The organism is Pediococcus ethanolidurans, assembly GCF_001437405.1.
Classification (GTDB): Bacteria; Bacillota; Bacilli; order Lactobacillales; family Lactobacillaceae; genus Pediococcus; species Pediococcus ethanolidurans.
In genome coordinates this window covers 45,707-70,220 of record NZ_JQBY01000011.1, presented here as the reverse complement: position 1 = coordinate 70,220, position 24,514 = coordinate 45,707, and the positions used below count along the sequence as shown (strand labels likewise).

General features: G+C 36.8%; 26 protein-coding genes and 1 other annotated feature. Of the genes, 1 reads left to right on the top strand and 25 read right to left on the bottom strand.

The features are described 5' to 3' along the window. Positions 1–136: 136 nt before the first annotated feature. The 11 genes from IV87_RS06180 to IV87_RS06130 all read right to left on the bottom strand — a co-directional run bounded on the left by IV87_RS06180 (position 137) and on the right by IV87_RS06130 (position 7,569). The gene (locus IV87_RS06180) at positions 137–775 is read right to left on the bottom strand and encodes an HAD family hydrolase (RefSeq protein WP_057806452.1); all 639 of its coding nucleotides are present in this window, start codon (positions 773–775) and stop codon (positions 137–139) included. Between the two features lie 469 nt (positions 776–1,244). After that, complete coding sequence (gene rpmF, locus IV87_RS06175; RefSeq protein WP_057748399.1) at positions 1,245–1,427, bottom strand: 50S ribosomal protein L32; 183 nt, start codon at positions 1,425–1,427, stop codon at positions 1,245–1,247. 65 nt (positions 1,428–1,492) lie between these two features. Next, positions 1,493–2,038: a YceD family protein gene (locus IV87_RS06170; RefSeq protein ID WP_057806451.1), complete on the bottom strand. Its 546-nt coding sequence runs from the start codon at positions 2,036–2,038 to the stop codon at positions 1,493–1,495. A gap of 74 nt (positions 2,039–2,112) precedes the next feature. Continuing rightward, complete coding sequence (locus IV87_RS06165; protein ID WP_057806449.1) at positions 2,113–3,225, bottom strand: nucleotidyltransferase; 1,113 nt, start codon at positions 3,223–3,225, stop codon at positions 2,113–2,115. Positions 3,226–3,233: 8 nt separating this feature from the next. Then, positions 3,234–3,968, bottom strand: a complete 735-nt coding sequence (locus IV87_RS06160; RefSeq protein WP_057806448.1) for a class I SAM-dependent DNA methyltransferase — start codon at positions 3,966–3,968, stop codon at positions 3,234–3,236. Next, on the bottom strand, positions 3,965–4,324 hold the full coding sequence (gene rsfS, locus IV87_RS06155) for a ribosome silencing factor (protein ID WP_057806447.1): 360 nt from the start codon (positions 4,322–4,324) through the stop codon (positions 3,965–3,967). The genes IV87_RS06160 and rsfS overlap by 4 nt, the downstream gene beginning before the upstream one ends. 11 nt (positions 4,325–4,335) lie before the next feature. Then, entirely contained in the window at positions 4,336–4,941 is a 606-nt protein-coding gene (gene yqeK / locus IV87_RS06150) for a bis(5'-nucleosyl)-tetraphosphatase (symmetrical) YqeK (RefSeq protein WP_057806445.1), read from the bottom strand. Then, positions 4,928–5,572, bottom strand: a complete 645-nt coding sequence (locus IV87_RS06145; RefSeq protein WP_057806442.1) for a nicotinate-nucleotide adenylyltransferase — start codon at positions 5,570–5,572, stop codon at positions 4,928–4,930. The genes yqeK and IV87_RS06145 overlap by 14 nt, the downstream gene beginning before the upstream one ends. A 23-nt stretch (positions 5,573–5,595) precedes the next feature. Further along, positions 5,596–5,907: a YhbY family RNA-binding protein gene (locus IV87_RS06140; RefSeq protein ID WP_057806441.1), complete on the bottom strand. Its 312-nt coding sequence runs from the start codon at positions 5,905–5,907 to the stop codon at positions 5,596–5,598. Positions 5,908–5,925: 18 nt separating this feature from the next. After that, positions 5,926–7,041 carry a ribosome biogenesis GTPase YqeH gene (gene yqeH / locus IV87_RS06135; RefSeq protein WP_057806438.1) on the bottom strand — a complete coding sequence of 372 codons (1,116 nt, stop codon included), beginning with the start codon at positions 7,039–7,041 and terminating at the stop codon, positions 5,926–5,928. Further along, entirely contained in the window at positions 7,042–7,569 is a 528-nt protein-coding gene (locus IV87_RS06130; protein WP_057806436.1) for a YqeG family HAD IIIA-type phosphatase, read from the bottom strand. It lies immediately after the preceding gene. A 212-nt stretch (positions 7,570–7,781) separates the two neighbouring features. On the opposite strand from IV87_RS06130, the gene IV87_RS06125 reads away from it, so the two are divergent. Further along, entirely contained in the window at positions 7,782–8,741 is a 960-nt protein-coding gene (locus IV87_RS06125) for an NADP-dependent oxidoreductase (protein WP_057806434.1), read from the top strand. Between the two features lie 96 nt (positions 8,742–8,837). Here IV87_RS06125 and rplT read toward each other — a convergent pair whose 3' ends face one another. The 14 genes from rplT to ytpR form a co-directional block, all read right to left on the bottom strand. After that, a complete protein-coding gene (gene rplT, locus IV87_RS06120; protein ID WP_057806432.1) occupies positions 8,838–9,194 on the bottom strand; it encodes a 50S ribosomal protein L20 in 357 nt (118 codons plus the stop codon). A gap of 56 nt (positions 9,195–9,250) precedes the next feature. Beyond that, positions 9,251–9,454, bottom strand: coding sequence for a 50S ribosomal protein L35 (gene rpmI / locus IV87_RS06115; protein WP_057806429.1), 204 nt, complete (start codon positions 9,452–9,454; stop codon positions 9,251–9,253). A gap of 18 nt (positions 9,455–9,472) precedes the next feature. Continuing rightward, positions 9,473–9,973, bottom strand: a complete 501-nt coding sequence (gene infC, locus IV87_RS06110; protein ID WP_057806427.1) for a translation initiation factor IF-3 — start codon at positions 9,971–9,973, stop codon at positions 9,473–9,475. A 45-nt stretch (positions 9,974–10,018) separates the two neighbouring features. Continuing rightward, positions 10,019–10,139, bottom strand: a sequence feature (ribosomal protein L20 leader region). Between the two features lie 47 nt (positions 10,140–10,186). After that, a complete protein-coding gene (gene thrS, locus IV87_RS06105; protein WP_057806458.1) occupies positions 10,187–12,160 on the bottom strand; it encodes a threonine--tRNA ligase in 1,974 nt (657 codons plus the stop codon). A 333-nt stretch (positions 12,161–12,493) separates the two neighbouring features. After that, on the bottom strand, positions 12,494–13,420 hold the full coding sequence (gene dnaI / locus IV87_RS06100) for a primosomal protein DnaI (protein WP_057806425.1): 927 nt from the start codon (positions 13,418–13,420) through the stop codon (positions 12,494–12,496). 2 nt (positions 13,421–13,422) lie between these two features. Further along, positions 13,423–14,808, bottom strand: coding sequence for a replication initiation and membrane attachment family protein (locus IV87_RS06095; protein ID WP_057806423.1), 1,386 nt, complete (start codon positions 14,806–14,808; stop codon positions 13,423–13,425). Beyond that, positions 14,808–15,317: a transcriptional regulator NrdR gene (gene nrdR, locus IV87_RS06090; protein WP_057806421.1), complete on the bottom strand. Its 510-nt coding sequence runs from the start codon at positions 15,315–15,317 to the stop codon at positions 14,808–14,810. The genes IV87_RS06095 and nrdR overlap by 1 nt, the downstream gene beginning before the upstream one ends. A gap of 20 nt (positions 15,318–15,337) precedes the next feature. Then, positions 15,338–15,937, bottom strand: a complete 600-nt coding sequence (gene coaE / locus IV87_RS06085) for a dephospho-CoA kinase (protein WP_074693898.1) — start codon at positions 15,935–15,937, stop codon at positions 15,338–15,340. Beyond that, a complete protein-coding gene (gene mutM, locus IV87_RS06080; protein ID WP_057806419.1) occupies positions 15,937–16,776 on the bottom strand; it encodes a bifunctional DNA-formamidopyrimidine glycosylase/DNA-(apurinic or apyrimidinic site) lyase in 840 nt (279 codons plus the stop codon). The genes coaE and mutM overlap by 1 nt, the downstream gene beginning before the upstream one ends. A gap of 22 nt (positions 16,777–16,798) precedes the next feature. After that, positions 16,799–19,462, bottom strand: a complete 2,664-nt coding sequence (polA, locus tag IV87_RS06075; RefSeq protein WP_057806417.1) for a DNA polymerase I — start codon at positions 19,460–19,462, stop codon at positions 16,799–16,801. 145 nt (positions 19,463–19,607) lie between these two features. Further along, entirely contained in the window at positions 19,608–20,309 is a 702-nt protein-coding gene (locus tag IV87_RS06070; protein ID WP_057806415.1) for a Bax inhibitor-1/YccA family protein, read from the bottom strand. 88 nt (positions 20,310–20,397) lie between these two features. Beyond that, the gene (gene murC, locus IV87_RS06065; RefSeq protein ID WP_057806413.1) at positions 20,398–21,729 is read right to left on the bottom strand and encodes a UDP-N-acetylmuramate--L-alanine ligase; all 1,332 of its coding nucleotides are present in this window, start codon (positions 21,727–21,729) and stop codon (positions 20,398–20,400) included. Between the two features lie 65 nt (positions 21,730–21,794). Beyond that, positions 21,795–23,765, bottom strand: a complete 1,971-nt coding sequence (locus IV87_RS06060; protein ID WP_057806412.1) for a DNA translocase FtsK — start codon at positions 23,763–23,765, stop codon at positions 21,795–21,797. Positions 23,766–23,783: 18 nt separating this feature from the next. Continuing rightward, positions 23,784–24,431, bottom strand: a complete 648-nt coding sequence (gene ytpR, locus IV87_RS06055) for a YtpR family tRNA-binding protein (protein WP_057806410.1) — start codon at positions 24,429–24,431, stop codon at positions 23,784–23,786. Positions 24,432–24,514 lie beyond the last annotated feature (83 nt).

The following is a 24,514-nucleotide window of genomic DNA, read 5'->3' as shown; positions in this document are numbered from 1 at the left end:
ATGTGAGTGATAGTTTCAAGACAGTCTTTTTTGTTTTATGCTATTTTCAATAATTATTCTTCTGTCACAATTAATCAAATTGGGAAACAATTCGCTCATTACAAATTTGATTAGCAAATAACTTAGCATGACATTTCTAATCTGTTTTTGGCAACAGTTCAAGAACTTCGCGCGGATCTTGAAACTGATAATCTGCTTGTGCCAAGATTTTTGCATCTCCTGCTCCCCACAGTGCACTTCCAAATTTAATATGCGCAGCATGAGCAGCTTGTAAATCACTTAAAGAATCGCCAATATAAATTGTGTCGTTAGTCTGTGCTTGCATTCGATGCATACTCACCTGGATTGGTGCCGGATCTGGTTTGTGTTGTTGTGTATCATCCGCTGTAACATAGGTATCAAAATATTGGTGAATGGTAAATCGATTTGCAAACTGATCCAGATATTGAGATTTGGTTCGTGAAGTTGCAACAACTAAGGAGGTTTCTTCTTTTTGAGCAATTGACCTTAACGTATTTTCAACTCCATGAAACACCGTCACATTTTTCAAACGAGTTGCAGCTGTTTGGGCCCATTCATCAAAAACCTGAGTTCGTTTTTCTTTAGCAATTCCAACCTCTTTAAGAGTTCTATCACCTGAATAACTAAAATATTTAGCTAGTTCTGGAATCTTTCGATGAATACCATGTCGATCCAAAACCTCCTTTAGAGCTGGAATATACATATTAAAAGTGTCTACCAACGTTCCGTCAACATCAAAAATGAAATTTTTCATCAAACGTTCCCCTTCACAAATCTTCTAAACCTAAATTTTTTATACTTTCATTTTATCGGTTTCACTCTTAAATGAACAGTAAAGAAACAAAAAAGCGTTAATTACCCCAATTAATAAAAATTTTAAGTCGGTGATTAATCAACAAAAACAACGGACTATTAAATACACCAAAAAATTATATTATCTAAAAATCGTTATTAATATGGTAAATAAACATGAATAGCGTTTCTAAGCCCTTTATTAGCTTCCTGGAAAACTTTTAAAGCTTTTATAACTAAATTCTAGTCAAAAGATTATGTACACCTATAAGGCTTGTAGAGGCCATAAGTAATTGTTCACCAATACATCCTAAAAACCTCAAAAAAAGAGTCCGTCTCAAAAGTACTGACTCTAAAAAAAGATATTTTATTGCAAAATAAAAAGCAGAAAAAACCATGGCTTTTTCCTGCTTTTTAACTAAATAATTTAATTACTTGCTTTTAACATCTAAAACTTGTTTACCATCGTAATATCCACAGCTTGGGCAAACACGATGTGAAACTCGTAATTCACCACAATTTGGACATGGTGCCAAACCTGGAGTTTGTAATTTAATATGTCCACGACGATTACGTTTGCGTGATTTTGATGTTTTTCTTGCTGGTACGGCCATCAATAGCACCTCCTTTAAGAGAATTACGGTTTCCCGTTAATTTTATGTCTTACATTACATTAATACTACTTAGGATCAGAATCTTCTGAATTAAATAGATCTTTTAGTTTAGCAAGACGTGGATCAACTTGTTTAATTTGCGCATCTTTTTCATCTGCTTCAGAAATGACTTCCCAGTCATCTCCTGCAGGCATGGGTGTTTTCCCATCCTGCTCCTCAGGTGAGAAGATTTGCATCGGAATTTGTAAAATAATATTATCAGCAACAGCCTTAGAAAAATCAATCTGATCATCTTGAACCGGCAAAACCGTTTCAGTTGCTTCAAATCGATCTAAATTCGTGCCTGCTTCCACATAATACTCATTAACAGTAAAATCCAGTTTAAAGTTTACAGGGCGAAGCGATCTTGATGATGGTACCACAATTGCTCCCGTAACTTTAGCAGAAATTAAAACTGCATCCCGATCCTTAATTGCATACCCATCAACCTTAACTAAGTTCACATCCAAAATCTCAGACGTGCGACTAATCAAGTCTTCTTTTAAATCAAGATTTTCATTAAAATGGAGGGGTTCCTTGTGTTTCATAAGATCAGAAAGTGACCAATTCATTTAAAAACCTCCTAATGCAACGAATGTAATTATACCTGTGCAAAATTTCTTTGTCAATGGAAATTCCTTGACAGTCAAGGTAAAATAATTGGTTTTCGGCCAATATTTTGCTCTTCACCCGTTAATAAGCTATAAATTTGATCCACTTGATACGTGGTTCGATAAACACCTGTAGCTTCTTTTTTACCAATTTTACTAATCATCGGTAAATTTAATTCCTGCATGTAATGTAAATACTGTTGACCAACTTTATTAAATCCTAGAATACGAAAAACTGATTTTTGCTCCAACATTTGTTCTTTTTTTAAATTTAAAACAATTGCCAAACAAAGCCTTTGTAGGTGTGTATACGTAAAACGCTTTGTTTTCAGGGCCTTTAAAAAGGTCGCGAAATCACGCTTCTGTGGCGAGATCGCTTTAATTCGATTTTCAATGCCCTCAGAAATTCCATAGATTTGACGTAGTTCATCTTCAGAAATTGATAACAGTCGGTAACTTAAATATGGCCATAAATTGTCCCAGTTAACGACTGAGCCTTCTAGATCAATCTTAGTTTGTTCAGGAATAAAGTCCATAAAGTTGTCCTGATTTTCAAAACGAGCCTGACGAATTGCAGACGCACTTGCAAAATGTTCAAAATGCAACGAATGATCTGAATGCTCAGCTTCCATTCTTGGAACGGGAATTAAAGTCATATTATTTTTATTTGCTAAAAAATAATTAAACGCCAAAATATCATTGGCAGTTTTTAACTCAATTCCCGTTTTTTGAGCTAACGTTTCAAATAGTTGGGCAGCAAAACTTTGAGCATACTCAGATTTATCAAATTTCAGATCTTTGAACTGATCAACTAAAAAATTATAATTCAGTTTCGGATGTTCACTGCCAAAAACCAAATAATCACTTTTAAGTTGAGCAGCCATTGAAACTGCTCCTTGGGCAAATAAGTGAGCAGCTTGCATTGAAACGCTAATGGGTAACTCAATTACCAAATCAGCTTGACTGGTCAACGCTTCTCTTGTTCGTTTCCATTTGTCAATAATTGCAGGTTCGCCTCTTTGCAAGAAATTACCACTCATTAACACAATTAACACGTCAGCATTGGTTAGTTTCCGTGCCTGCTTCAAGAGATAATCATGACCATTGTGAAATGGGTCAAATTCTGCAATAACACTGCACACCTTCATTCAATCACCTACTTTGTACATTCGAAAAACCACCGCGTACTTTTATCATCAATTGAACCATTGCCAAAATTGCTAGAAACGTGAGTATTTTTAAAACCTACAGCCTCTAACAACGTTAAATACGTGTTTAAGTCGTAAGTACGTTCATGATGCAACTCATTAATTTTGCTATACGTATTTTTCGTACCATTTTTAATGAAGAAGGTAAGATCATGTTCCACACTATGGGGTTCCTCTGTTTGATAGGTTGTCCATAAAAATGCTTGTTGATCGTCAACATAGTTATACATATAACCAGGATAAATTTCATCCGTTTGATAGGGTGAAATAACGTCAAACAACAATTTTCCATTTGGTTTCAAATGATGAAAAACTTGTGCAAAACACTCTTTAAGATCACGGTCATTTGGTAAGTAACAAAAAGAGTCAGCAAAACACGATATCACATCATACTGATCAAGCTCACTTAAATCTAACATATTTCCCTGAATCAGCGGCAGAGTCACCCCGGCTTCTTGTGCATGTTCATCTGCTAAGGCCAACATTTCTTCTGACAAATCAAACCCAGACACTTGATAGCCACTTTGAATAAGCTTAACTGCTAATCTTCCACTTCCGCAGGCCAAGTCAAGCCAATCTGCTTTTTTTTCAGGTTGTCTTTTGGAAACAAAATCCAGCCACTGATCATACATGGCTGGGTCCATCAAATCATCATATAATTTAGCAAAGGTCTGATAAATCATGCTTCAACCCAATCTTTAACATCAACTACTTTAGCTTCTGACCATAATTTTTCTAAATTATAGAATTTTCGTTGATCAGTTTGGAAAATATTAACAACCACATCGCCTAAATCAACTAAAATCCATTCTGATGCACGTTGGCCTTCCACGTGACGAATAGTCACACCACTTTTTTCATTTTGATCAATAATTTCATCCGCAATGGCAGCAACTTGTCTTTTTGAATCTGCACTCATAATCACAAAGTAATCAGCCAATAAACTGACATTCTCCATGTCAAGGGCGATAATATTTTCTGCCCGCTTGCCATCAGCTGCTTTCACAGTCGTTTCTAAAATTGTTTTACTTTCTATCAATGAATTTCCTCCTAATTTTCACTTTGCCAAGCATTATACGTAGCAATCGTTCCAGGGTATATAGGGCGTGCATTTTCTACTAAATAAGAAAGTGTTTGTTGTGTCTGGAAAAAGACGCCCTTTTTCAAACTAGCGTGAGTAATTTCACGAGCCTTCTCAACTCCTGGGAAATCCCGTCCAGGTTCAATATAATCCGCCATATAGACAATTTGATCCAGCTGAGTCATATAAGGTGCACCGACCGTATGACGGCGCACAGCGTTTAATATCTCTTCATCAAAGATATGCAATTCATCTTTAATAAATTCTGCACCAACCACACCATGCCAAATGGCATTACCATAATCCAAAAGATCAGGATTCATTTGTTTATCATTAATAACCTTGATAAAATCATGATCTGATCGTTGCTTGGCATAATCGTGCAAAAGTCCGGCAATTGCCGCTTTTTCGGGATCGTATTGATTTTCATTGGCCAATTCGATTGCCTGTTTTTCAACACGTAAACAATGTTGAAATCGTTTATCATCTAATTTTTCTTGAACTTTCGCTACCAATTGATCATGGGTATAAGGAATTAAATTTTCTTGATAGTCAATAGTTTCATTTTTTTCCATATAATTTATGCTCCTCAATATATGTGCAAACCGTTTCCGGAACAAGATATCGAATCGAGTGATGTTTGGTAATTTTATGCCGAATTAACGTTGAACTTAAGTCAATTGTCGGTGTATCTACCCACAGAATTGGATAATTACTATGAACTTTCACTCCTGGTCGTTTCACACCCACAAACTGAACAAGTTTTGCCAAATCAGAAATACGATACCATTTAGGTAAATAAGCCACCATATCGGCACCAATAATAAAATAGTACTGATTTTCAGGATGAGCTCGTTTTAAAGCAACTAATGTATCATAACTATAGCTTTTACCACCACGATTAATTTCTGCTAATTCAACTCCAAAATTAGGGTTACCTTCAACCGCTAATTTGACCATTGCCACTCGATGCTTAGCTTCAATTGCCGTTTTTTCATCAACATGCGGGGGAATAAAATCTGGCATAAAATCAACCCGATCAAGTCCCAGTTGAGTACATACTTGCTCAGCCATAATAAGATGTCCCAAATGTGGTGGATTAAAAGTACCACCCAATAGGCCGATTCGTTTATGCACAATATCACTAACTAATTCAGTTTCAACATCAATTTTTGTCTGTTGAACAGTCTTTGTCCCAGTCAAAATTTTTCACACTCCGTTGATTTAACTTAAATTTCTTTAACCTGCAACGAAATATTTCGTTTATCCTCATCATCAGACTCTTTAAATAACACTAAAACATGTCCAATAATTTGAACAACCTGAATGGCAGTATGACTTTCAATATAATTTTTTACTTCTTCTGGTGTCACATCTGTACTTTGTTGTAAGTTAATTTTTATTAATTCATAGTTATTCAAAGCACCGTCAAGTTGGTCTACCCATGCTTGTGTCAAACCATTTTTGCCTACTGAAAATTTTGAACGAAAGCGTTGTGCTTTACTGCGTAAAAATCTTTTTTGTTTTCCTCTTAAATTCATATTTTCCTCTTTCAATGTTTAAACTAGTGGCCGACGAACTACTGTTGAAATTCCTTTTGGTGCCCAAATAGCAATAGTTGAATGACTTGGAACAGTTAACCATCCTAAACCTTCAATCACCACATCACTCTTCTCATTTAAATGAAATTCGTGTCTTTGCAGTTCTGGCAAGTTCTTCAAGCCCTCTTTATCAGGAGGTGTAAGCAGTTCTCCAACATGTTTTGTATAGAAATTCTCTGCATTACTTAATTTAGTTCGATGGATCATTAAATTATTTTCAAAATAAGTGCTAACTGCACCATGACCGCTTAAATAATCAAAGCGCCCTAACCCGCCGAAAAACAATGTTTGTTGATCATCCAATTGGAACGTTTTGGGTTTAATCGTTTTCTGGGGCGATACGTACTTCAAATCCTTCCCCGTTAAAACATGTGCCATCTGGTCCTCATGCACAATTCCTGGGGTATCAATTAACATTTTTCCATCTTCAAATGGAATTTCAATTTTATCCAAAGTAGTTCCTGGAAAACGTGAAGTCGTGATTAAATTCTGGGTACCATTATTAATGCGGATAATCTGATTAATTAATGTGGACTTGCCGACATTTGTAACCCCTACAACATAAGCATTTCGATTTTTACGGTATTTTTCAATCGTATTCAAAAGAATTTCAATTTCATCAAGATTTTTTGCACTTGTTAGCAAAACATCAACTGGTCGAATTCCTTGTAAGTTAGCCTGTTGTTTAAGCCACTCTTTCATTTTGTTTCGTTTTAGTGATTTTGGAAAAATATCTTCTTTGTTGCCTACAAGCAATACAGGATTATCACCAACAAAACGATGAATTCCGGGGATCATGCTACCATTAAAATCAAACATGTCCACAACGTAAACAATTAGGGCATCATCGTCACGGATTTGACTTAGCAAACGTAAAAAATCATCATCCGTCAACGAAACTGGTGCGATTTCATTGTAGTGTCTTAGCCGAAAACAACGCTGACAATAAACTTCGCCCTTTTCTAATCCTTTGTCCAACGCACTTTGAGGTGTGTATCCTAGTTGATCTTTATTGGTTGTTTGAATCTTTGCGCCACATCCAATACAATAAACTTCTTCTTCGGCCTGATCCATTTATTTAATTTCCTCCTGCCAGTTCATATCTGGGTATATTTTAGCTAGTCTTTTTTGAATGAAATATTCAAAAAAACGATTTATTTTTGTATTCCAAGCATCTGAATCTAGTAACGGCTTTACCAAAATACTTCTCGTTCCTGCAGTATTTGCTGCCAAAACGTCGGTTAGCAACTGGTCGCCTACCATAACCACTTGATCTGCATTAAGATCAAGCTTTTTTAAAGCTCGGTGAATTCCGTACCCTAAAGGTTTCAAAGCTCTTGAAACAAATGGTAATTGAATGTTTCTCAATGCCCGTTCAACACGTGAACGACTATTATTAGAAACTACAATAACTGGAATTCCTGCCTGCTCCATCCGTGATATCCAGACACGTAATTCACTTGTTCCATCTGGATTATCCCAAGCAATTAAGGTATTATCCAGATCAGTTAAAACCGCCTTGATGCCATTTTTTTTGAGTTCACTTGGAGTTAAGCTGTAAATTTTATTTAATTGCCAGGTTGGCTTAAACTTCTCAATCATCCTACTCTCCTTAAAACACACTATCATATCATTATAGATGATTTTCATAATTTTTGCATTCAAAGTCTTCACAAAAACTCATATCTCTTTATAACAATGCTGAAAAATCAAATTGTTTAAGGTTTCATCACTCAATGAGTTAACATAGGGAGTAACCTTTTCTGTCAAAATTATCAACAAATCAAAAATCATTTTAAAGGAGATTAACCAACATGAAGTCATTTGGATTTAATAAATATGGTGGTCCCAACGTTTTTGAAGAAGTTACCCTGCCACAACCTACACCTACCAAGGGACGTGTCATTGTTAAAACGCAAGCATTTGCAATGAATCCTTATGATAGCAAGCTTCGACAAGGAACCATTACGTTCAAAACCACACCTCAGTTTCCTCAAATACCTGGTAGTGATGTTGCTGGCACCGTAGTAGCTATTGCACCAGATGTCACCGAATTTAAAATAGGTGATTCAGTTATGGGCCGCGTGGTTCATGGCGCTTATTCTGAATTTGTGTCCGTTCCACATCTAAAACTCATTCCTAAACCAAAGCAAATTTCATTTACAGAGGCTGCCGGAGTGCCAAGTGCTGGCGTAACTGCTTATGATGTACTTAAAGGCGCAGTTCAATTAGAGAATGTCACTTCAATTCTTGTTCTAGGTGCATCAGGAGCAGTTGGATCAATAGTTGTACAAATTGCCAAAGCAATGGGCCTGTTCGTGGCTGCTACCGCATCGGAAAGGAATATTGATTTTGTCACTCAGCTTGGAACTGATCTGGTTATCTCTTCTGATCAACTCTCCAAACGAAATTTTTTAGATCATGCTCCGGTAGACGTCCTAATCAATGCAACACCAACTAAATTCACACCAAGTAATGGTTATCGTCTACTAAAATCTGATGGCCAATTAGTTAGTTTAAATGGCTTTTCAACAAGTTTCAAAGTTCAAAGAGAAACACAGACCGTTACTGATTTTAATGATGCTAGCTATCATCAAAACAAAAAAGCACTCGTTTATTTGGCCGAGTTACTTACACACAATCAATTACACATTCCAGTTGCAAAAGTATTACCCTTTTCCCTTGCTGGTGTTGTGCAAGGACAGGCATTGCTTGATAGTCATCATAAACCTGGTAAAATTGTGATTTCAAAAGATTTTAAAAAAACTAATTAGACTGGCATACAAAAAATAGTGTTTTTAAACAAAAAAATCCTCGTTGATTGTTAACTATTTCAAAATGAAATAACTTAACAATCCGAGGATTTTTTATTAAGCCAAGGCTTTTTTAGCGGTCTCAACTAATGATGTAAATGCTGCTGCATCACTAACTGCAAGATCAGCTAACATCTTACGGTTCATATCAATGTTAGCAACCTTTAAACCGTGCATTAATTGACTATAGCTCATATCATTCAAACGAGCTGCAGCATTAATACGTGCAATCCAAATCTTACGGAAATCGCCTTTACGATTACGACGATCACGGAAAGCATACAAACCAGACTTCATAACTTGGTCTTTAGCAACCTTAAAGTTAGTATGTTTTGGTCCGCGATAACCTTTAGCAAGCTTCAATACGCGTTTACGACGACGACGTGTTACTGTTCCACCCTTTACTCGTGGCATAATAATTCCTCCTAAAACTGGTCACCCAGCATTTTAATCTTCTAGATTAATGAACTTTATTTGTTAATTGGTGCTAACATTTTACGATAACGTTTAACACTTGTATGATCCATCATGCTCAATCCACGTAATTGACGACGTTGTTTCTTAGTCTTTCCATGGAATCGATGACTAGTATAAGCGTTAGCACTCTTAAAGCCACCATTACTAGTTCGTTTAAAACGCTTTGCAGCAGCGCGATTTGTCTTCATTTTTGGCATAATAAGTTCCTCCTACTTTTACTTTTCTGAAATTGGTGCCAGCATTAAGAACATGCTGCGCCCTTCCATCTTGGGATATTGTTCAATCGTAGCGACATCAGAAATTTCCTTTGCCATTCGATTTAAAACATCACGACCAATATCCTTATGGGTAATGGCACGTCCCTTGAATCGAATTGATACACGAACTTTATCACCCTTTGAAATAAACTTCTTAGCGTTCTTCAACTTGGTGTTAAAATCATTTGTATCAATTGTAGGACTCAGACGAACTTCCTTAACACTGACTGTCTTTTGTCGTTTACGAGCTTCTCGTTGTTTCTTTTGAAGTTCGAAACGATACTTTCCATAATCCATGATCTTGGCAACCGGCGGCTTAGCTTTCGGGGAAACCAATACCAAATCAAGACCTGCTTGATCCGCTAACTCTAAAGCATCTCGTTTCGATTTCACACCCAATTGTGTGCCATCATCACCAATTAATCGTACCTCACGAGCACGAATGCCGTTATTGACCATCATATCACTAGCTATGGCAATTCACCTCCAAATTATTTTAAGAAAAAGGCAGAAAAAAACGAGGTGCATACACACCCCGCCATTAAGACTATTCACAGTCTTTTCATCGTTTTAGCCCAGCAACTTAGGTTACTCAGGCGAGAAGCGGGTGCCTCTGCTTAATTTCTCAACTAATATAGAATATCAAATTCACGTACATCTGTCAAGAATGTCCTACTTAATAAGTTCATCATTTTTGGCATTATCACCTGTACGACTATAATTTTGAATCTCAGCCAAAAGACTATCGATAAACATATTGTTATTTTCGCTTTCAGAATCTTTTTGCCCATACTTACGAACATTAACGGTCCCAGCTTCAAGTTCTTGATCTCCTACAACCAATACATAAGGAACCTTTTGTGTTTGAGCTTCTCGAATCTTGTAACCCATCTTTTCGTTTCGATTGTCTACATCGACTCTGATGTGTTTAGCAGCCATTTTTGCTCGTAATTTTTCTGCATAAGCGCCATGGAATTTTGGATTAACAGGAATAATTGTGACTTGTTTTGGTGCTAGCCAAGTTGGAAAAGCACCCTTATAGATTTCTGTTAAGTAAGCTGTAAATCGTTCCATAGTTGAAACCAAACCACGATGGATCATAACTGGACGATGCTCTTCACCATCAGCACCAACATAATGAAGATCAAATCTCTCTGGAAGCATAAAGTCTAATTGAATTGTTGATAATGTTTCTTCATTGCCCAATGCAGTCTTAGTTTGAACATCCAACTTTGGACCATAGAAAGCAGCTTCACCTTCTGCTTCGACATAGTCTAAGCCAAGATCATCCATAGCAGCCTTTAACATTGCTTGCGACTTATTCCACATTTCATCATCATCAAAGTACTTCTTCGTGTTCTTTGGATCTCGATAGCTTAAACGGAATGTGTAGTCAGTAATATCAAAGTCATCATAAACTTCAACCATTAAGCTAAGAATTTTTTTGAATTCATCTTGAATTTGATCAGGTGCAACGAAAGTATGACCATCGTTTAAAGTCATTTCACGAACACGTTGTAACCCAGATAAAGCACCGGATTTTTCATATCGATGCATCATCCCTAATTCAGCAATTCGAATTGGTAATTCTCGGTAAGAACGAATGTGATGTTTATAAACTTGGATATGTGAAGGACAATTCATTGGCCGTAATTCCAACATTTCGCCATCACCCATGTCCATTGGTGGAAACATATCTTCACGATAATGTTCCCAATGACCTGAAGTCTTATAAGCATCTAGATTCATCAATACAGGTGTATAGACATGTTGATACCCATTCGCAACTTCTTTATCGATAATGTAACGCTCAATTGTACGACGAATTGTCGCACCTTTTGGCATCCAATATGGCAATCCGGCCCCGACTTTAGGATCAACAAAGAACAAGTCCAAATTATTACCAATTACACGATGATCACGATCATGAGCCTCTTGCTGACGTGTTAACTCGGCATCCAAATCTTTTTGCTTTAGAAAAGCTGTCCCGTAAATTCGTTGAAGCATTGGATTACTTGACTTGCCTTCCCAATAAGCTCCGGCCACAGATAACAGCTTAAAGACTTTAACATCTTGAGTATTAGCCAGTACAACGCCGCTATTTAAGATAACGTTATCGTTAAGTTTATAAACACTAACTTTATCATCTTTGGCCTGTGCATGCGTCAATTTAGCTCGGTATGGGTCGCCATCAACTAATTTAAGTACTTCTGCTTCTGACAAAAATTCTTGCTTCAAAGGTAATTTAGCTTTGATTAACTCTCTCATTTTGTCTTCGATTGCAGGTAAACTATCGACACTAATTTGTTCACTGCCATTGTCAGTATCACAATAAAATCCATGTTCCACATTTCCCTTTGTTCCAAAATGAATATCAGGATAAATTTCATGAACTGCTGCCTCTAAAACTACAGCTGCAGTGTTCCAAACAACTTGTAATCCTTCATTTGAATCCTTAGTTACAATTTCAAGTTTGGCATCTTCATTTAATTCTTGGTCCAAAGAAACCAACTGATCGTTAAGTTTTCCAGCAACAGCTTTCTTAGCTAAACTAACACTAATTTCTTTTGCAACATCTAACACACTTGCACCATTTGCAACGGAACGTTTTGCTCCGTCAGCTAATGTAATTTCAATATTTGCCATATTTGCTTCGCTTCTTTCTAATTTTTGGTATAAAAAAAGTCCCAAATACACTTTCATGTACTCGGGACGTTATTAACGCGGTTCCACCCAAGATTGCAAACAATCTGTCTGCATCTCATTGGGTTCGATAACGGGAACAATCCGTCCTGATATTTCCACCAGGCTCAGAAAAGTGGTAGTCATTGGCACTCATAGGTGGCTTCCAGTTATAGCCACCATTCTCTGGATGATTTAACAATGATCATGTCTTTTCTTTGATTTCAAAACTAATTAAACCACACTCTGAAAAAAAGTCAATAACTGATTTCACATTTCATTTTAAGAACTGTGTAATTAAGATTGGCGACGATTAACACCTACCATGGTAATCTCAGTAGCTAAAAACTTAATTCTTTCCATCAAACGTTTAGCCTTCAAAGGTTCTGATTCCCCACGTTGATTGACCTGAAGATGTTCTTTTTCCAATTGATCCATTGAAAAATTAGAGCTGAAAAACGTTGGTAATTCATTTTGCATACGATATTCTAAAATAACTCCTAATACTTCGTCACGCACCCAGCTAGACATTGCATCAGCCCCTACATCGTCTAGCATCAAAATGGGTGCTTTTTTAATGGCATTCAATTTTTCCGTTAAATTATTCTCACCAATTGCATTTTTCATTTCAACTGCAAAACTAGGAAAATGAACTAAAGTAGACACAAATTCCTGTGACGCCAGTTCATTAGCAATCGCACCTAACAAATAAGTTTTTCCAACACCAAAACTTCCTGATAAATATAACCCCTTATGAAACTGCTGTGGGTTTGCTTCATAGGCTTGAACAAAATCCAACGCCGCGTTTAGAGCAGATTGACGATTGGCATCTGGATAAAAATCTTCAAATCGTGCCCGTCGAATCATTTTAGGCATATTGACAGACTTTATGCGTGAATTAAATGCACGCTGTTTTTCATCTGCCAACAGCTGTTTACTCGGTCGATATGAAACCTCAATTAAATGATTATTTACAATCAAAATCGGCTGGTATCCTGGCATCAAAGTTGGTTCATGACGATCATATTTATTTCTTTCCTGAACATATTCATATAGCTTAGATGCTGAACGAGCCACACTATCAGGTGATAATTCTGCTTTGTGTTTCTGACAAAATGCTAAAACATCGGGATCCTCATACACAGCAGACATCAGATCCTGAAACTTAGTATCTAGCTTACGTTTGCTCATAAGTTCTTTTAATACTTCGCGCACATTTTCCATGTCTACTTGTCCTCCTTGTGTTGTTTTCGAAGTGCATTTAATCGTTGATTTAACCGTTCTTGATCATTCTTGTTAATGGTCGTTGTCTGCGTAGATTTATCATTTTTTGCCCAGTCAGGTAAGGTCTCTTTAGTCACTATTCTGCGTGCATTTGCCTGTTTTCGCGTTGTTGCTTTAGCTTTTGCAAAGTTTTTAATCTGTAATACAGCCGCCTCTGGAGTTGTGACATGGGCCCGGCTCCAATTATTTGCCATTGTATCAACAAGTTTGTTAGGTAATGTTGTAATTTCACGATCAACCACAATATAAGAAATCAAAATATTAATTACACTAACCGGAAACAAATTACGATCGATTAAATCCTTTAACAATTGTCTTTCACTGTACGTCACATAACCGCCATGAATTGAAAGTTTTAGATTTTCCAAATAAGTTGCCGGTGCATACGCTTTAGCAGCTTTAATTAGTTCTTGATCTTCCTTAGAAAGCTCAGACTTATCCTCTTTACTGACAATTTCTGGTTGCTCGGCTCCGGCAACATACTTCTGTGTTTCCGTACTATGTGCTGTAAAGTCCTTTGAAATCTGCAATTGCAGTTTTTTTATGTTCAATTTATTGGAAATCAAATCAGTGGCCTGTCCAATTTGACGAGCCATTTCAACCTCATCAATTCCATATAAAAGATGCTCACTTAAAATTAATTTTTGCGCCTCATCTACGGAACTCCACTGGGTAAACCCCTTGCTTACCAACTCTTTTAACAGTTTGAAATCAAAATTTGTATTCTTTAAACTTATCTCTGTTGCTTGATTGGTTTGACTAGCTTTTTTAAATTCTGCCTGAGTTTCACGAATTAAAGAATTAGGTTCTTTAAGTGTTTGTTCAGAAATATGAAAAGCCGTTAAAAAATCAGTTGAAACGTTTTTAAGATCTTTGGTATTAGTTTGAATCAATTTAAAATGATCTGCCAATTCTGAAAAACGTCGCTCGCCAACTGCTTCAAGCAATAGACTGCTTAACAAAGCATCTTTGAAAAAACTATCTGGAAACACCGGTTTATCAAGTTGATAAACAAAAAAGTGTCCAAGTGAATCTTCTCCCTCAAACGACTTTAGCAAACCAATTCCTTCAAGTTTTTGACGGCTTGCATAAAATTCTGGTAAATCACAATTTAGAATATCAAATAATTCTAAATGAGATTTTCTTTCTGAACGGATCCCCATTGGATTCATTTCTGTCCAAAGTGTCAAAAACAAACTAAAAGCCTTTGCTCCTATGATTGGCTGATACAAATAAGTCAGTACTTGTTGATCAAAATTACTCAGATATGCTTGTTGGGTAACTAAAAAACCATCCTTGGGACTTAAATTTGCCCACCCTTTGTTCATTACGCTTCGCCACCATCGTTTTTATCTTTGCCTGTGGTTGTCTTCTTTGTATCTTTTTCTTTTGCCATCATATCTTTTAGTTCTTTCATAAAGACATTCATATCTTTAAATTGGCGATAAACACTAGCAAAGCGAATATACGCAATTTCATCTACTTTTGCGAGCAAATTCATGACGTACTCACCAATAATTTGACTTGAAACTTCATTTTCACCTAATCCGCGAACTTTATTTTCAACTTCATCAACAATCTTAGACATTTCATCCGCGCCAACTGGTCGTTTCTCAGCAGCTCGAATAAGCCCACGAAGAATCTTCTCGCGATTAAATTCTTCTCGGGTACCATTTTTCTTAATCACCAATAACGGTGATGCTTCAATACGTTCAAACGTTGTAAATCTAAATCCACATGCTTCACATTCTCTTCTCCGTCGAATAACACGACCATCATCTGTTGGACGGCTATCGACAACACGTGAACCATTATGGTGACAGTGTGGACATCTCATGGGCTACTTACCTCCACTTATTAACGTAACTTACTATTGTCAAGCCATTTTAACACTTGCCGGTGGGTTTCTTCAATAGACGTACTGTTGTCAATAACAACATCAGCCATCAATCGTTTCTTCTTTTGCGACCATTGACTCGAAATTCGTGCTTGTGCTTCTTTCATTGACAACCCATCTCGTTGTCGTAACCGTTGTAACTGAACTGTTGGTGAACTTACTACTACCATAACCTGATCAACCAAGAATTGATAGTTCTGTTCTAAAAGTAAGGGTGCATCCAAAACAATCAATTTTTTTGAACTTTTTTTCAGTTTCTCAATTTGCCGAATAATTTCGGTTTTAATTGCCGGTTGCATTATTTCATTTAGTTTTTTCATATTTTCGGAATCAGAAAACACTAATTGACCAAGTTCTTTTCGATTAAGCTCATCATTATTATCAAATACTTGATCACCAAAAGTTTGTCGCAATTTTTGTGTGGCGATCATTCCTGGCTTCACAACTTCACGGGAAATTAAATCAGCATCAACAACTGGAAAACCCAATTTTCTTAAATACTGACTAACTGTAGACTTTCCTGTTGCAATACTGCCTGTCAGACCTAATACTTGCACCATTAGTCATCAACCTCAACTAATTTTTGACAAAACGGGCAAAAATGAGTTCCACGTTGAGAAACTTTAATTCTTTCAATGGGTGTCCCACACCGTTCGCACGGTTGGCCAGTTCGTTGATAAACGTGTAGTTGATTCTGGAAGCTCCCTGCATGTCCGCTAGCATCTAAATACGAAAAAACTGTCGTCCCTTTGGCGCGAATCGCCAAATCAAGTTCATCAAAAATCTTTTGTCTTAGAATTGCAATTTTATCAACTGGTACTGTATTGGTTGGTTGTAATGGGTGTATTTTGGCTAACCATAAGACTTCATCGCAATATATATTGCCAAGACCAGCAATCATATTTTGATCAAGTAAAAAGGACTTAATCGCCTTATGATGTTTTTTCATCGTTGTTGTTAAATAATCAAGACTCAAAGTTGCTGGTGTTGGTTCAGGTCCAATTGTTTTTAAACCGGCAACCGAATACTCTTCACCAGTTGGTACTACTACCATTCGACCAAATTTTCTTGTATCGTTATAGCGCAACTCTGTTCCATCAGTAAATTCAAAAACAACATGATCATGTTTATTTAGGGGCATTTCATGAGAATGAACAGAGTACTTTCCCTCCATTCGCAAATGAGAAACCATTGACACATCTTGGTCAAAATGAAAAATTAAATATTTACCTCGACGTTCAATTTCTTGAATTGTCCTATTTGTTAATTGTTTAACAAACTCGGTTTCATTAGGCAATACCATTTTAGGATAATAAACATCAATTTTTTTAATTTTTTTACCAGTTACAAGCGCTGTCAATCCACGTCTAACTGTTTCAACTTCAGGTAATTCAGGCATAGTAATTCCTTCTTATTATTTACTATTTAGCATTGTACCAACTTTTTCCAAAGGCACTTTCTACTTTTAAAGGGACATCAAGTTTTATTGCTGAATCCATTATACTTGGAACCAATTTTTTGATTTCTTCTAATTCGTCATTGGGCACTTCAAAAATTAATTCATCATGCACTTGCAACAACATTTTGGTTTTTAGCTTGCGTGTTTCTAATTGTGCCTGCATTCTAATCATCGCAATTTTAATAATGTCTGCAGCGCTTCCTTGAATTGGCGTATTCATTGCCGTTCGTTCCGCAAATGCGCGCTGATTGTGGTTACTTGAATTAATATCTGGTAAATAACGGCGACGGTGGGCAATCGTTTCAACGTAACCCTTGTCACGTGCGCTTTGTACAATATTTTCAATATATTTTTTCACACCCGGAAATTCTTGAAAATACGTATCAATAAAGGCCTTCGCTTGTTTACGCGAAATACCAATATTTTGCGATAAGCCATAATCACTAATGCCGTAAACAATTCCAAAATTAACCGCTTTAGCCTGACGACGAATATTAGGTGTCACCTCAGAGGCATCTTTTAGGCCAAAAATTCTTACTGCTGTACTAGCATGGATATCCTCATCGTTTTTAAAAGCCGCTTGCAGATTTTTATCACCCGTAATGTGAGCCAAAACACGCAGTTCAATCTGAGAATAATCAGAAGAGAAAATTTGTGAATCTGTTTTACTGGGAACAAAAGCTTGACGAATTTTTCGCCCTTCTTCTAGTCGAATGGGAATATTTTGCAAATTAGGATCAATTGAAGACAACCGTCCCGTCTGTGTTAAGGTTTGCAAATAGGTGGTGTGTACTTTTTGATCAGTTGAATGCACCACCTTCAACAAACCTTTTACATAGGTGGATTGAATCTTAGAAATTTGTCGATAAACTAAAATGTTATCAATAATTGGTGCTTGTCCTCGCAATCCTTCCAAAACACTAACTGCAGTTGAATAACCCGTTTTTGTTTTTTTAGAACTTGGTAATCCAAGCTTTTCAAACAAAATCGTCCCCAATTGCTTAGTCGATTTGATATTGAAGGTTTCACCTGCTTCGTTATAAATGGTTTGCTCAATTTCACTTAATCGCTCTGTAAACTCACTTTGCATTTGCTCAAGGCGATCAGTATCTACCTTAATGCCAGCAATTTCCATTTTTGCCAAAACCAATGCTAGTGGCAATTCAATATTGGTGTATAAATCGAGTTGTTCGTTTTGCTTCAGTTCAACCTGAAGTTGAGGAACCAACTGCTGAATTGCCCGTAATTTAGTTGCCAAATGTTTAAAGAAACGTGAATCATCCTCAGGAATATGACGTTTCACGCCAGTGCCATAAACTTCTTCATCAGATTGAATATCCTGATAACCATGGCGGTGTGCTAAAGCACCTAAATCATTTGAATTATCGTTGGTATCCAATAAATATGATTGTAATAGAATATCATTTTTTCCATTTGTAAATAAAACACCTAATCGATTTAAACCCACATAAGTCCGCTTCAAATCAAAAACATTAATTTGTTTTTGAGAATCTGAAAACAGTTGTTTGAAAGTGGCATCTGACAATAGATCTACATTTCGTGAAACATACCATTTTTCATCGCATCCAATTCCAAATCCCGCAAAACTCGACGTATGGTAATTCTTATCAGGCATCTCAAGATAAAACGAAAGCTCACTTGGTAGTTTGGTTACCTCGATTAAATTTTTGGGTGTCAATTCTACGTATGAAATTTCTTGAACTGTTTGCTGATCTTCAAAGCCTTCTGTCGAACGCATTTGTTTTAGAAAAGACTGAAAATTCATTCGTTCATAAAAATCAACCAAAGTAGCCGTATTTTTACCCGAATACTGCAAATCATCTAAAGTTACCTTGATTGGTGCTTGACGATTAATTGTGGCTAATTTTTTACTCAGAAAAGCATTATCACGATCTTCAACAAGATGCTCCTTAAGCTTAGAAGGTTTCATTTCATCTACGTGCTCATAAACACCTTCAACCGTATCATACTGTTTCAAAAGTTTAATTGCCGTTTTTTCACCGACTTTAGTGACTCCAGGATAATTGTCAGACGTATCGCCGGCAAGTCCCTTCATATCGATAATTTGTGCTGGTCGTAAACCAAGCTTTTCTTGCACATGAGCTGGTGTATAATGTTCAACTTCGCTAACACCCTTGATCGTCACCGAAACGGTCGTCTTATCACTGGATAACTGCGTCAAATCACGATCCCCAGTAACAACTGTAACTTCATAACCGGCCTCTTCACCTTGTTTAGAAAGTGTGCCAATAATATCATCGGCTTCATAATTAGCTAATTCATAGGTTTTAATGCCATAGCCCTTTAACAATTCCCGTAAATACGGCATCTGTTCGGAAAGTTCGGGTGGCGTTTTCGACCGTCCTCCCTTATAGTTATCAAACATTTCTGTTCTAAAAGTTGTCTTGCCAGCGTCAAAAGCAACTAATGCATCAGTCGGTTGCACAATTTCTAAAATATGATCCAGCATTTTATTAAATCCATATATCGCATTGGTATGTAACCCATCTTGATTTGTAAATTTACTTAGCGCATTATGCAACGCAAAAAACGCCCGAAAGGCCACACTATTTCCATCAATCAAAAGCAATCTTTTATCGGCCATTGTATTCTCCTTTTGTATTCATAATTCCATTTTAACAAATTCCGGACGTTTATTGTGACTATTCGTTTCATAACTTAGATTGGTCAACTCTTTGTATAAAAAAACTAACCTGCAATAACTGCAAGTTAGTTCTAGTAAACCCTATTTAGTCACGGCTGCCAAAGCCACCAAAGATTTGCAATAAGAATTGGAACAAGTTCAAGAAATCCAAGTACAATTGCAATGCCCCTTGAATAGCTAAGCCGCTCATAGAAACCTGATCACCATATTGTAAGTAAAGAGCCTTCATTTTGTTGGTATCAGTCATTGACAATCCAGCAAAAATTATAACACCCACAAAAGAAAACAGATAGTTAATCATCGCACTTCTTAAGAACATATTGACGAGCATAACAACAAACAAAGCAATCAAAGCTGCAAAAAGTTGATTACCAATTTTTGTCATATCCTTGTGAGTTGTGGCTCCAATCACCGACATCGACACAAACGTAATGGCAGCTGATACAAAGGCTGAGGCAATCGTAGGCAAATTAAACGTTAAAAAGATAAACGAAAATTCTAATCCAAAGAACAAGGCAAACAACGTCAGCATCAGAAACCCTGTACTAGCATCCTGAAGTGCTTTTCTGCTTGCCATTCCACTGAAGACTAATAAGCCAAGTAAGACAATCAAAAAGATAAACGGATGTCCTGAAAGGATTGGCATAACCTGTGCTCTAAACACGACACCACTCAAATAGGCAACAATTGCGGAAAGTGCCACGGCATATCCCATAAATCCATACATTCTCGTCATAAACGTACTGAGACCAACCTCAGTATTAACAAGATTTCGCGGTTCTTGCATACCAAATTCCTTCTTTCATTCAATTTGAATACATTCTATCAGATTAAAAAAATGAATCAAGGGAAAAGGTCAAAATTAGTCAGTTTTTTTAATTATTTTTAAAACTTAAATTACTAAGTAGTTCTTCGTATGACTTTTCATAACGTTGAACATCCCCAGCACCCATGAAAACAACTACAGCATTATGATAATCCAAAAGTGGTGACATATTATCTGCCTGGAGAATTTCGCCGCCCTTATTAATTTTAGCTCCTAAATCAGCTGATGAAACTTTGCCGTTCTTTTCTCGAACTGAGCTGAAAATATCAGTTAAATAAACTTTATCAGCTAAATTCAAACTTTTCGCAAAATCATCTAACAAAGCAATGGTGCGACTAAACGTATGGGGCTGAAAAACAGCAATGATTTCTTTTTCTGGATACTTTTGACGTGCTGCATCAAGTGTCGCCTTAATTTCAGATGGATGATGCGCGTAATCGTCAATAATAGTCATATCTGCAACTTTCTTTTCAGAAAAACGACGCTTAACGCCCTTAAAGTCTAATAATTCATCTTTAATTTCGTTTAAATCAACCTTTTCAAAGTAGGCAACTGCAATAACTGCCAAACTATTCAACACATTATGTTCGCCATACAAATGAATTTGATAATGACCCAGAAATTCATCTTCATGATAAACATCAAATTCTGAACCTAAAGTTGTTCGTTTAATATCACGCGCCTGAAAATCATCATTTTTACCAGTTCCGTAGTAATAAATCGGTACATCAGCTTTTAAGCGACGTAAATTAACATCATCACCCCAAGCAAAGATTCCCTTTTTAACTTGTTGCGAAACATCTTGGAAAGCATGGTAGACATCTTCAATTCCGGTATAGTAATCAGGATGATCAAAATCAATATTCGTCATTATCATATAATCTGGATGATAGGCCATAAAATGACGGCGGTATTCATCTGCCTCAAACACAAAGAAACGTGCATTTGGCGTGCCTTTTCCGGTTCCATCTCCAATCAAGTAACTGGTTGGTGCGACACCGCTTAAGACATGCGAAAGTAATCCGGTTGTGCTTGTCTTTCCATGTGCCCCAGCAACACCAATACTGGTATAACCTGACAACATTTTACCCAAAAATTCATGATATCTAGTGACTGGTAAGCCCATGGCACGCGCTTTTTTTATTTCGGGATGATCATCTGTAAAAGCATTACCTGCAATGACAGTTAAGCCTTCTTTAATATTGTTTTCGTCAAATGGTAAAACTTCAATTCCAGCTTGCTCTAATCCACGCTGAGTAAAAGTATATTTATCAATATCGGAACCCTTTACTGTATAACCTTCATCATGAAGAATTAATGCCAATGAGCTCATTCCAGAACCTTTAATACCTATAAAATAATATGTTGTCTTGTTATCCAATTTTCTCTTCCTCTTTATCAGTTTTGTTAATAGTTTACCACAATAAAAAAGCGTTTTTACCGAAATTAAGGCTGTTCATCATGAATCTTTTTCAAATCTGTTTGAGTAAAATAAACTTCACGTGGTTTTGATCCACGTGCCGGCGAAACGTAATTTTGATTTTCAAGTTGATCAATAATCGTTGCGGCATGATTATAACCAATTGAAAACACTCGTTGTAACTTAGAAGTTGATATCGTATCTTCATCAGCAAGGTACTCTAAAACATCAGGTAATAAATCATCCTGTTCATCAATTTGTTCAACCTGTTTTTTTAACGAATCTGGATCAAATTCGTAATGTGGTTGTGATTCTGACCTAATAAAATTCGTGATTTCGTCAATCTCACCATCTACGTAAGACCCTTGCAGACGAATAGGCGTACTGGCACCATTACCAAGAAACAGCATATCACCGCGACCAAGTAACCTCTCTGCCCCACTGTGATCCAAAATTGTACGTGAATCAATTTGACTTGAAACCATAAAGGCAACTCGAGTTGGGATATTATTCTTTATTAATCCGGTTACCACATCAACACTTGGTCGTTGCGTTGCGATAATCAGATGAATTCCCGCTGCTCTTGCCTTTTGTGTGATTCTTACAATATAATCTTGCACTTCGGATGAAGCCACCATCATCAAATCCGCTAGCTCGTCAATGACAACCACTATATAAGGCAAATAATCAGCAGCATGTCCAGTATTTTCAGCCTTTTGGTTAAATTGTTCAATATTTCGAACACCGGCAGCAGCCAATTTTTCGTAACGTTCATCCATTTCATTGGTAACCCATTTTAAAGCAGCAGATGCTGATTTGGGATCCGAAATAACTGGTGCCAATAAGTGAGGTAATTCATTATATGGAGCTAGTTCAACGGTTTTAGGATCAATTAAAAGTAATCTGACTTGCCGTGGTGTTGCTTTATACAGAATCGAAATTAATAGACTATTAATAAACACACTTTTACCAGAACCAGTAGCACCTGCAATTAGTCCATGTGGCATTTTCCTCAAATCATAAACTCTTGGCTGCCCAAACAAGTCAACTCCTAAAGCAATGGTCAACGGTGATTGACTTTCTTTAAAAGCAGTTGAATTTAGCACTTCCGAAAGCATAACTGGCCGTGACTTAAAATTGGGAACTTCAATTCCCACAGTACTTTTACCTGGAATTGGAGCCTCAATTCGAATATCCTTTGCCGCTAATTGCAGTTTTAAATCATCCGTCAAATTAGTAATTTTATTGACTTTTACGCCGCGTCCCAGTTCAATTTGAAACTGTGTTACTGTGGGGCCCACTGTCCAGTCTACAACTTTAGCATCTACCCCAAAAGCGTTCAGGGCACTATTCAAACTCTGAACTTGAGATTTTAGCCATTCTGATTGTGAACTTGCATCTAGTCGTACTGGTGGTTTTAACAAATCAACGGAAGGAAATTGATATCCTTGAGTACTGGTATCTGAAGATGCAATTACGGGATCCGTTTGACTGGTCGTGGCTTTTTGACGAGACTCAAACTGTCGTTCACTTGAAAAAACTGGATCAGCCTCCACATCAATTTTTGCGGAAGAAACGTTGGCTAAGTTTGCGCTTTGAGAACTTGCAGATGCCCTTTTTGTGACTGCTTTAGTTTCAGATTTAGCTGAACTAAAAGCTTCTGTTTCAAAGTCATCTTCATTGGATTTTGAATAAGATGCTTCCGCCAATGAAGACAAGGAGATCGCCGCACTCTTTGCTTCACTACTTGCCGCACTAGATTCATTTGCCTGATTTTTTACTTCAGCCATCGACTGTAAGATTACTCGTTTATCCAAGTTATGAGGCTGCATTGCAGTAATATCAGGCTTAGTCCGCTCACTATCTAAAAATGGCACATTCGTGTGCGTTTGCTTCTCAATCAATGGTTTCCGTCGTTTTTCGCGTTTTTTATTCACTTGTTTATTTAGTGAATCCTGATCTTTTCGAAAAAAAGCAGGACCATCATAGTGTTTCATAATTCTATTCACCCAACTTTATTTTGTGTTAAATAGTTTTGCACCCCGGACAAAATCAAATGGTGTTCCAATTTTAAAATCATCATTTTCAGGTAAAATTAACGCACCTTTTTTCTGTGGTGCATTTGGTAACTGCAATTCTCTTCCAGAACAAATCATACCAAAACTGTCGACACCACGAAGTTGGCCTGGCCAAATTATTAAACCATTGGGCATCATGGCACCCACTTTGGCCACAACCACTTTAATTTTAGCCTTCATATTAGGAGAGCCACTCACAATTTGTACCCTTTTGTCTTGATCCACAATCGTCTGAGTAATCAACAAATGATCTGAATCAGGATGGGGTTCAGCCGTTTCTACAAAACCAACAATAAATTTGCTTTGAGTGTCTGGTTCAAGTTCTGGTGAAAATTCATTTTCTTTCAAATAGTCATTTAATTTGGCAACCTGTTGAGCGGTCAAAACAATTTGGCCGTTTTTAGTCAGTTTGCCAAGTATCTGAGAAACTTCTTTGAAATTAAACCCTAAAGTAACATTAGTCTTGGAATCAAAAATACGTGTCACGTTTCCTTTTGTTTCTATTGATTGTGTTTCTGAGTCCGGATTTAAAATACAAACTAAAACATCGCCCAGCTCTGTGGGATTATAACTACTGATTAACATGGTTGTTTCCTTTCTACTTTAACTCATTCTGATATGTTATTTTAAGTGATCTTGTTATACTATAACTATAAATAAGATCTTAA